11 protein-coding genes are annotated in these 9,823 nt (G+C 65.9%); 2 read left to right on the top strand and 9 right to left on the bottom strand.

Annotation, left to right across the window (positions count from 1 at the left end):
* The first annotated feature begins 140 nt into the window (after positions 1-140).
* Entirely contained in the window at positions 141-449 is a 309-nt protein-coding gene (locus tag AC3WLY_RS33815) for a tryptophan 7-halogenase (RefSeq protein ID WP_175963591.1), read from the top strand.
* Between the two features lie 90 nt (positions 450-539).
* Here AC3WLY_RS33815 and AC3WLY_RS33820 read toward each other — a convergent pair whose 3' ends face one another.
* The 3 genes from AC3WLY_RS33820 to AC3WLY_RS33830 all read right to left on the bottom strand — a co-directional run bounded on the left by AC3WLY_RS33820 (position 540) and on the right by AC3WLY_RS33830 (position 2,492).
* Complete coding sequence (locus AC3WLY_RS33820; protein WP_072436883.1) at positions 540-989, bottom strand: CBS domain-containing protein; 450 nt, start codon at positions 987-989, stop codon at positions 540-542.
* Positions 990-1,080: 91 nt separating this feature from the next.
* A complete protein-coding gene (locus tag AC3WLY_RS33825) occupies positions 1,081-1,728 on the bottom strand; it encodes a BON domain-containing protein (RefSeq protein WP_492310452.1) in 648 nt (215 codons plus the stop codon).
* Between the two features lie 341 nt (positions 1,729-2,069).
* Positions 2,070-2,492, bottom strand: a complete 423-nt coding sequence (locus tag AC3WLY_RS33830) for a hypothetical protein (RefSeq protein WP_425133357.1) — start codon at positions 2,490-2,492, stop codon at positions 2,070-2,072.
* On the opposite strand from AC3WLY_RS33830, the gene fnr reads away from it, so the two are divergent.
* Positions 2,395-3,132, top strand: coding sequence for a fumarate/nitrate reduction transcriptional regulator Fnr (gene fnr, locus AC3WLY_RS33835; protein WP_425133356.1), 738 nt, complete (start codon positions 2,395-2,397; stop codon positions 3,130-3,132). The genes AC3WLY_RS33830 and fnr overlap by 98 nt on opposite strands.
* Positions 3,133-3,402: 270 nt before the next feature.
* On the opposite strand, the gene AC3WLY_RS33840 is transcribed toward fnr, so the two are convergent.
* The 6 genes from AC3WLY_RS33840 to AC3WLY_RS33865 all read right to left on the bottom strand — a co-directional run bounded on the left by AC3WLY_RS33840 (position 3,403) and on the right by AC3WLY_RS33865 (position 9,484).
* Positions 3,403-4,413: an N-acetyltransferase gene (locus tag AC3WLY_RS33840; RefSeq protein WP_175963575.1), complete on the bottom strand. Its 1,011-nt coding sequence runs from the start codon at positions 4,411-4,413 to the stop codon at positions 3,403-3,405.
* Positions 4,414-4,456: 43 nt separating this feature from the next.
* Complete coding sequence (locus AC3WLY_RS33845; RefSeq protein ID WP_105392973.1) at positions 4,457-4,999, bottom strand: glycoside hydrolase family 19 protein; 543 nt, start codon at positions 4,997-4,999, stop codon at positions 4,457-4,459.
* Positions 4,986-5,945 (bottom strand): bestrophin-like domain, encoded by a 960-nt coding sequence (locus tag AC3WLY_RS33850; RefSeq protein WP_244137425.1) that lies wholly within the window; start codon positions 5,943-5,945, stop codon positions 4,986-4,988. The genes AC3WLY_RS33845 and AC3WLY_RS33850 overlap by 14 nt, the downstream gene beginning before the upstream one ends.
* The gene (locus tag AC3WLY_RS33855; protein WP_244137424.1) at positions 5,942-7,000 is read right to left on the bottom strand and encodes a hypothetical protein; all 1,059 of its coding nucleotides are present in this window, start codon (positions 6,998-7,000) and stop codon (positions 5,942-5,944) included. Before AC3WLY_RS33855 ends, AC3WLY_RS33850 begins: the two co-directional genes overlap by 4 nt.
* A 34-nt stretch (positions 7,001-7,034) precedes the next feature.
* Positions 7,035-7,694 carry a ribonuclease T2 family protein gene (locus tag AC3WLY_RS33860; protein WP_492310453.1) on the bottom strand — a complete coding sequence of 220 codons (660 nt, stop codon included), beginning with the start codon at positions 7,692-7,694 and terminating at the stop codon, positions 7,035-7,037.
* An 86-nt stretch (positions 7,695-7,780) separates the two neighbouring features.
* Positions 7,781-9,484 (bottom strand): S8 family serine peptidase, encoded by a 1,704-nt coding sequence (locus AC3WLY_RS33865; RefSeq protein ID WP_310137876.1) that lies wholly within the window; start codon positions 9,482-9,484, stop codon positions 7,781-7,783.
* Between the last annotated feature and the right edge of the window lie 339 nt (positions 9,485-9,823).

Here is a 9,823-nt window from a genome sequence, read left to right on the forward strand (position 1 = left end):
ATATTCATGCCGCTTTGCTTGCTCTGGCTGCCGCCGTCATCTGCTCTAGATTCGTGGATGACTTGTGTTAGCGACTCTGAGTCACTCACCATTCCAAAAATTGGAGTGGTCGAGGCAACCATTCCGAATCTGAAAAAGGTATTAGCCATGCGTGGCATTTCGACGCTCATCTCGTCGCCAATTACCTCGGGGATCTCGCGGTAAGTTGGGGCGTCGAGCATATCGAGGGCGAAGTCGTCGAGACGCGACTGAATGAAGACGGCGAAATCAAGTCGGTCCGGCTCCAATCGGGTGCGGAGATCGCGGCAGACTTTTTTGTCGACTGCTCAGGGTTCAAGGGGCTTCTGATCAACCAGGCGTTGAACAAGCCGTTCATTGATATGTCACGTTCCCGGCTTGCTGACGGCCCCTTTGGCGGAGCAAAAATCGGTAGGCCGATGGCTCGTTAAAGCAACTGCCAGACTCCATCGGCAGCAGTGACCGTGCGAAGACCCGGCAGGGACCGGCAACGATGAAAGCGGAAAGCGCGCCGGGGCTCGCTACCCACGCTGCTTTTCCTCGAAATACGGCTGACGTGCCGCGACGAGACGCAACTCGTCGAGCAACGCCGCGGCAGCACGCAACAGATCGTCGAGCGTGACGATGCCCACCAGTTGGCCGTCGTCGCCGACGACCGGAAGCCGGCGTATGCCATGCTGCCGCATGCGCTTTGCGAGCAGCCAGACATCTTCGTCGCCGTTTGCAACCGCGACGGGTTCCGACATGATGTCCCCGACGAACAGCGAGCCCGCCTCCGCGCCCGGGCTCACCACGGCGAGCACGATGTCGCGGTCGGTCACCATGCCGACCGGCAGAAGGTGCCCTTCCCGTTCACGCACCACGACCAGATCGCCAGCGTGCGCATCGCGCATCCGTTCGGCTGCCTCGACGACCGTGATCGTTTCGAAACACGTGGCGACATCGCGAGTGCAGAGCATCGCAGCATTCATGTCATCTCCTGGTTGTCCCGGGCAACGCGAATCGTCACCGCGGTTCGGACATCCTTGACCGTCGATCAACGTCTATCCTGCTCCGAACCGATCAGGCAATCGACAGTCGATCGACGACTTCGCGCACACCCCTCACCGCCCCTGCCGCGCCGCACGCGGCACGCTTTTCGGCCAGCGATGCGACCGTGCCCGTCAACGTAACGATGCCGTCGGCCGCGTCGATCGAAATCCCCGCGGATTCGCGCTGTGCGCGTCGCGCAAGCGCTTCGGCAATCCGCGCGCCGACGTCCGGCACCGTATGGTCGGTACGCACCCGGATGCGGTTCGCCACGCCGACGACGCCGATCATCCGGCTCACCATCGCTTCCGCCGCACGGCTCTGGAACGCGTGATCCACTTCGCCATCGAGCGTCACGCAGCCGTGATCGACCTCGACGCGAATCTCGTGATCGCGTAACGCGTCCTGCCAGCCGAGCGCGAACGTGATCGCGATTGCCAGCTCCTGGTCGGCGCAGGCGTTCTCCGGCGGTGCAACGTTCAGTTCGAGCACCAGCGCGCGCGCGTCCGCGACATGCAGCGCCGTTTTCTGCGCCTCGAGTTTCTGGGCCCAGCTGTCGACCGTGCCGCGCAATGTGACGATCCGGTCGCGGACGTCGACGTCGATCCGGCGCGCGTCGATCGCCGGATTCCAGAAAAGCGCCTGCTCGACATCCTGCTTGAGTGCTGCATCGGACTTCATGGCGGTCTCCCGTCGGCCCGTGTCGATCGCGAGTCTTGCAATCGGATGCGTGCCGCACCGCATTCAGCATCGCGCATGGCGGCTCGGGCAGCTTGACGAGGATCAATCATTCAACAGCGGGCTTGCCGCAGCGGGAGGCCGGCGGGCGACGCCTGAATGCATCCGTTGATACGGTTCGGTGCGCCACACGATCACGACACCGGATTCCACGAAAGCCGTGGCAACCGGAACGCTTCCAAATTCCTCTTACGGTATCGGTGTTTTCCAAGATGAAACACGGCATCGCCGCAGGTATTGAGCCAGGTCAACGGGTTCACCGCCGCGCCGCTGTAGGAAACGTCCTACAGCCCTTCCGCATCACCTACCTCATCTTCAATGCCGGCTGATTTCCCTGGCGCTGCGCGGCATCCATACTTCCCATCAAGAACAACAGACACACGTGCCTCCCGGCGCAAAGGCAGCATCACCGTCGAGACCGGCGCATCGGTCTCCTGGCCCGTCCGGTGGGGTTCTCCCTTCACGAAGGCGGCAGACACCAAGGCCGCCAGCAATACAGCCAGCGCGATCCTGCCCGACAGCAATTCGCCGCTGCCCCACGAATTGGAGCCGATCATGGAGAGCCATGCCAATGTCTCGACGACCATGCCGTTGCACCCGTTACGCCCGTTGCGCCCGTTCATCCCGCTGCGTCCCGTCGAGCCGTCGGACCAGCCGAAGCGCGCCACGTCCCGCTGCTCGACGTGCACGTTGCGTACCGTCTGCATGCCGCCCGATCTTTCGCCTGACGATTTCGCGCGTCTCGACGCAATGATCTGCACGACGCGTCACGTCAGGCGCGGCGAAACGCTGTTTCGCGCGGGCGATGCGTTCAACAGCATCTATGCAGTGAAAACCGGTTCGTTCAAGACCACCATGATGCATCGCGACGGCGACGAGCAGATCACCGGCTTCCAGATCGTCGGCGAATCGCTCGGGCTCGACGGCGTGCACACCGGGCACCACAACGGCGACGCGATCGCGCTCGAGGACAGCACGGTCTGCATCATCCCGTTCGGCCAGCTCGAGCAGATGTGCCGCGAAGTACGGTCGATGCAACATCACGTGTACCAGATGATGAGCGGCGAGATCGTCCGCGAATCCGCGCTGATGCTGTTGCTCGGCACGATGACCGCCGAGCAGCGCGTGGCCGCATTCCTGCTGAACCTTTCCACGCGCTTCAAGGCACGCGGCTACTCGGCCGCGGAATTCGTGCTGCGGATGACGCGCGACGAGATCGGAGAATATCTCGGGATGAAGCTCGAAACGGTCAGCCGCATGCTGTCGAAGTTCCAGCACAAGGGGCTCGTCGCGGCGCACGGCAAGCAGATTCGCATCGTCGATTCGGACGGCCTCGAGCAAATCTGACCTCGCTGCGGGTGCGTCGCACGCAGGCTCCCGGGGCTCGCCGACCTCCGTACACTGGACATCCGACAGGCTCGCGCATGAGCGTTCCTGTTCAGCCAACAAGCAAGGCTTTGTCGGACCTTGCCCGGATCGCCGACCATGTAGAGCGCTTTCGAGTCAGGTCGATCGGCTGCGTCGTGCCTGTGCCGCCGACGGTCGCACGACGGCACTCGAAGCATGCCGTTACCCGTCGAATGCGGCACATCTTGCGACGACGCAGCCGCCGGAGACTCATTGGTCGTGCCCGCCCAGTTTCCGGATCACCGCCTCATACCCGATTTCCCCCGATTCGGCGTTGCAACCGTTGGCATTGGCCAAGGCACCCGTCATGAGCGTTCCATTGGCATGCGCGGCCTGATCGGATTTTTTGTAATCATCTTCCGAATCGAACGCGCGCGGCCGCAGCTTTAAATACTCATCTCGATCGACGCAACCGAACGTCACACGTCGGCATTGGCCGCCCTTGTTCCTGCCCTTGTAATAATACATCGCATCGCGCGGCTCGATGCGATCACCGGGCGTCAGTGTGCGCTCGTAGACGCGCGCGGTGGAATCGCTCGCTTGTTCCTCGCGGCACGTCATGTCGAGCCGGTCGTAGAAGCCGTGCGCCTTCACGTGCGCGGTCAACTGCATGCGAACCACCTTGTCGTCGCTGACACCCTTGGTCATGCGCTTCACGGCCTCGTTCAGGATCCGGATTCCCATCCCCTTTTTTCGCGCATCCGGCGCCACGCACAGCACATGCAGCTCGACTTGCCTGGCGATGTTGGTCGCGTTCTTCCGTGACTCGTCCGTCCGGACGGTCTCGTAAGCGAATACGCCGACCGGCTTCGCCTTGGCATACGGCGTCGCGCCGTCCGTGCCGGTATCCTTGCAAAGGTATCTGGCCAGTTTGGGTTGCTCCGACCTCGATTGGACGAAGAGGCGGGCGCCTTTGCGCTGCCGCGTTTCCTCGTTGCGGTGGAGCGGGTAATAGTTGCCATACTGCCAGTAATCGTCGGCGCGGGCCCAGTCCGGCCCACACATCCTGTTGACGATCGTGTCGGCGCCGCCGCTGCTCTTCTGAAGATACAGCTTCTTTCCCGATTTGGTTTTCAACTGTTTGCCCGCGTTCACGGTGACAGACTCGCATTCGATTTCCGCCGATGCGTGCCGAGGCATGGCCGCGCTCGCCACCGTCACCGCCACCGCAATCAGCACGCCCTGCATCGATACGCACTTACCCCAGATTCGCGTCTTCATGATGTTGCCCTCCGTTGGTTGGTCTTTGCTCCATGCCGCACGCTCACAGGCACATCGCTTTTTTCGCGATCGCCCATCGGTGCATCCGGTCTTCGAGTCCATTGACACCGCCGTTGATGCGTCTCGTCAGCGACACGAAATCGCCCGAGTCGGCGATCAGGTTGCAGCCGTGCCGTTCCCACCACCAGGCCGCCGAGCGCGCGGCCAGCGGTTCCCGTTCGAGGAGTTCGGGCTGGCGCTCGAGATCGGCACCGAGTGCGTTGCCGCATTCGCGGTAATTCGCGCGCCCGGTGATCTGGATGAGCCCGCGTCCGAGGAAGCGCCTGCCATCGCCCGCCTGAACGTTGCCGAGTTCGGCGGCCTTGCGCGACGGCGGCTCATAGGCGCGCTGTGCAGTTGTCGGCCCCCACAGCTCGCGCGTGAGCGTGAAGCCGAGCGTCTCGTGGCCGGTCTGCGCGACGAAGGCCGCGATACGCCCGGGGGTCGAGATGCCGAACTCGGCCATCGCGGCGGCAAGTGCCGGATACCAGCGTTGCGCGAGCACGGCGGATACGGCGGCGGCGGACTGGAATTCATCGGGTGTCATCGCGTTCTCCTTGCGAGGCATGGGCGAGCGAGGCCGCGCCGGACGCGCTCGGCGGTGAGGAAACGGTCGAAGCAGTCGACGCGGCAGCGTCGTCCACCTCCGAACGCGTCGGGCTGCGCGGCGAAGGCGGAACGTTGCGATGCGCAGCCGGCCCGGTTCGTTGCGATTGCGCGTCGATCGCGGCGACGATCGCGCGCAGCGACTCCGGCTTGACGCTGACTTCACCTGCGAACGGACGGTCGACGGCAAGCACGAAGAAGAACGCGAGTCCGAGCGTGAGCGCCCAGCTCGCGACGAGCGCGATGTTGAAGCGCGTGCCCGGAAGGATGTAAAGGAGCAGAAACGACACGACACTCGCGAGCAGCACGACGCCCCACAGCGTGGCCGGCATCGCGACGTCGAGCGTCAGCAGGCGCTGTTCGCGATGCTTGGCCATCTCGTTGACGCGTGCGAGCACCTCGCCGAGCAGCACGCGTTGCCGCTCGCTGCGCGGCTCGATCCGGTTGGCCATGTCGAACAGGCGATCGAAGCGGGCCGCCGCCTGCGCATCCGCACTCGCGTGCTGCTGCATCGTCGGCCACTCGTAACGGACGACACCGTCGAGATAGGCACGCAGCGCGCCCGAGGCGGCGTCGGCGACCGGATTGCCGAACGCGGCGAGATCGCGCGACAGCTCGCCGGCCGCGGTCGCTTCCGCATCGACGGTGCGCTCCGCGCTGTTGTACGCGTCCCACACGCTGATCGCCGAAAACGCGACGAGCAACGAGTTGATCGTCGTGATGACCGACACCATCGTGATCGCCATCGCTTGCTGCTCGGGATGCAGGTCGACCGGCGCGATGCGGCGGAACAGCGCGTAGCCGGCCAGTGCGGCCGCGACGGTCGAGGTCACGATGAAGAGCCCCATCAGCCATGACGGCCAGTTGTAAAGGAAGAGCATGGTCATTCCCCGATTGCGTTTGCGCCGTCCTGACGGCCCGTGCGCGGCGCGTCTGGCGACAGCATCGCGCGTGTGAATTCGGCGAGCCGCTGCTTGACCGCATCGGCCGGCATTCCCGTTTCGAGCGATTGCTGAAGCAGCAGCAGATCCGCCGCGAGTTCGCTTTGCCATTGCACGCGCTCGGTCGCCGCATGGGCGCGATGCGCTTCGAAGGTCGCTTGCGCGGCGGCCGCGGTGTCGCCGCGCACGAGCGTCTCGAGCGTTTCGACGAGCCGGTGCAGCAGCCGATGCACGGCGGTCGCCGAGAAACCGCCGAGCATCGCAAGCGCCGGCTTGCCGAAGCTGCGCGTGCTTGCGCCGTCGTACAGGTGCGGCGGCAGCAGCTCGACGAGAATCAGGCCGGCGATCACGCCGAGAATCAGCCGCGCGCCGTACGACGCGTCGTACTTCGGGTCGTATGTCGAATTCGCGACGTAGCGATGAGCCTGGAACAGCGTTGCGAATGACGCGCCGAGCCCGGCGCAGAACATCAGGAACAGCGCATTCCACAGCAGCCGGGTGCCGTGCGAATCGAGAAACCCCTGATCGATGTTCGCGACCGACACTTCCGGCGACAGCGACGTCGCAATCACCGCGACCAGAAATGTCGCGGCGGAGAGCGTCAGCGCGCGGATCAGCGGTACCGGGCCGAGCCACGCGAAGCGCGAGCGGACGCGCAGTTCGCCGTCGAGCAGCGTGACCGCCTGCGGCGTCGCGGGCGCGATCGCGACCGCGAGCCGACGATGAATCGCGGCAAGCGCATACGATGCGCCGTGCACGGACGACGCATCGTCCGCCGCGGATTCGGCCGCGGCGCGCGACGCCGCGACCATCAGCATCGACAACTGCGCGATCAGATCGGGCGCCACCGCGATTCCGTGCTGCAATGCGTAGCGCGCCATCGCATTGCATTCGATTTGCAACTGCCCGATCAGATCGCGCCTCGATGCGGCCGTGTTCGTACCGTTCGCTTCGGGCGGTGCGTCCGCCGTTGTCCGGGACCATGAACGATGCGTGCGCATGACGGTTCTCCTCGAGGTCGGCGGGCAATGCGCGCTACAGCCGCACTTCGTCGCTGCAGTTGCCGCCCGGCGCCAGGACCAGCATGCCGCCCTTGTCGCGATACACGAATACGTCGGACCAGTCGCGCAGCCGGTAGCGCACTTCCGCGAGCCGTCCGTCGGGCGTGCACAGGAACTGGACCGCCTTGTCCGCGCCGAGGAAGAAATCGTGCAGTTGCGCGTTCTTCAGCTCGTCGAGCCGCACCACCTTGTTGTCGTGCTCGTTCAGGTAGCGGCCGAGGTTCGTGAGGCCCACCGCACGCGCCATCGCGGCAAGCTCGGCGGCGTAGCCGGCGGGCGCGTAGCCTGTGCAGCTCCCGTAGCGGTTCCAGTGCTGCTGGAATGCATCGGCGCTCGCAGGCGCGATATACGGCGCGGCATCGCCGGGCAGCGTGTCGGCCGGAACCGCCGCCGTGTCGCAATCGCGCCGAGGCGTATACAGGCCGATTGCCGTGATCCGGATCGGTGTGCCGTCGGCGGCCTGGCGCGCGGACGGCGGCTGGCCGGCCGTGCATGTCTGCGCGCCGTCGCCGCCGGCGCACGAGCCGAGCTTCCAGGACAGCGACAGCGTCCAGTCCTGCGCATGTGCGCCGGCGCAGGTCAGAATCAGGCTGGCGGCGCAGGCCGCCCGGGTGATGCGCAACAGGGTCGACATGTCGAATTTCTCCTTGTGTGTGGCGACGTGCGCCGGCCGACGGAATCGGCCGGCGATCGGCGGTAGCCGGCGCGGCTCGCGCGCGGTCAGCGGGCCGCCTGCTGCAACAGCTGGCGAAGGTTCTGGATGCGTGGCAGGCCGGCGCCGAAGCGATTCGCGACGTCGTATTGCACGATCGGCGTGCAGATCATCCGGATCAGCTGAAACAGCGCGGCGACGCGCTCCGGCCGGCGCGGCCCGAGATGGCTGGCGATCTGCGGATCGCTCAACAGCAGCGCCGCGAGCCCCGTGATGTGCGGCGCCGCCATCGACGTGCCGGATTCGGCATTGAACGCCGACCCGGGCACGGTCGATACGACGCCGACGCCCGGCCCGCACACGCCGATTTGCGGACCATGGCACGAGAACGTCGGCGCGAAGAGGCCGTCGGGCGTCGCGGCCTGCGCGACGATCTGCGTTTGCTCCCACGTGTTGCCGGGCAGCTCGCGCTGCAGCCCCAGCGCCGACACCGCGAGCACGTACGGCGACGAGGCCGGGTACTGGACCGGGCCGCCCGAATTGCCGGCCGCGACGATGCATGCGACGCCGGATTGCACGGCCTCCATCAGCTTCTGCTCGACGGCGAGCGACGCCTGCGGCGCGCCAAGGCTCAGGTTCACGACGTCGATGTCGTGGTCGATGCAATAGTCGAGCGCCTGGATCAGCGTACTGAACTGGCCGCCGGGAAAGATCTTCAGCACATGGATCTCTGCGTCGGGCACGAAACCGCGCATCGCCATCTGCGCGTCGGCAGCCTGCGGACTGATTCGCGCGGCGATCACGCCCGCGCAATGCGATCCGTGGCCGATCACGTCGTCCTTCCAGGTATCCGGGTTCTGGTCGTTGGTCAGATCGGCGCCGCGCAGGATATGGTTCAACAGCGGATGCGACGCGTCCGCCCCCGAATCCACGATCGCGACGCGAACGCCGCGTCCCGTCGCCGTGGCGGGAAGCTCGTCGAGGCCCATCAGGCGCTGCCCCCACCCGAGCGGCGCACGCGGCGGCACGTTCGGGTTCGGCTGGGACAACGGCGTGAGCCGCACCACGTTCGCCTGATCGCTCGACAGCAGCGGCGCCGGCAAATAGACATTCCAGTACGTGTGGGGCGGTCGCACCGCCAGCGACTGGAGCGGACCGGGCGCCATCTGCGCGACGGTCAGCGTCGTTTCGCCTCGCGCGTCGGTGGTGCCGCTCACCGGGAAGCCGTCGCCCGCGAGCGTCACCGGCACGCCGGGCTCGGGCTGGTCGTTCGCTCCCAGCACGCGGATCGTCACCGGGCGCAAGATCACCGACGCGATGGCCGCCTGCGGACGAAGCTCGGCGCCGGACTCATGTTGCGGCTTTTTCCCATAGCCGAGCGGATGATCCTCCTCGACGATCATTTCCGGTGGCGCCGTCGCCTGCAGCACTTGCGCGTTCGCGGGATCCATCTTGACGACATACGTGTCGGTCGCTTCGTCCGGCCTCGCCGACATCATCTGCGCGTTCTTGTGGCTGTTGATCACGCGCACGACCTCGACGCCGGGGAGCCGGCCGACCGCATTGTCGAGGTCGTGAGCCGACATCGGCGTCACGGCCGCCTGACGTGCGAGCACGCCGCGCCGAGGCGCGATCAGATACTGGCGCTTGCCGCTCGTCACGTGGACCGCTTCGCCGGCCGAATCGGGCGGCGTGACGTCCGATGCGGTAGCCGCGCTGTCCGTCGGCATGGCTGCCGCCTTCGCGGCGGCGGGCTTCTTGTCCTTGTCCATCGCAATCTCCTTCGCGGCGCGGCAATTGCGACGCGTCGCGGGGTTAGTCGGTCAAAAGTAACGGGCGCGCATCCCGACGCGATCGGATCGTTGCGCGACGGGCGTCCGTCGGGTGCGCCACCGCGCGGTCACGCACGGTGGCGCAGGTCTTCAGTTGCAGCGGTCAGTGGAATGCCGGCTGGACAGGCATGACGGAGAACGGCAGAAAGCCGCCGAGTTGTCCGGCGACGGAGCCGACGGTGGGTGCGACCGACTTCAGCACGTCGCCGAACACGCCTTGCGGCGCGAACGCAGCCTGCGGTTGAACGGCAAACGGCAGCAGGCCGCCGAGTCGGCCGA

Source organism: Burkholderia sp. FW306-1C-G01B (assembly GCF_058781685.1).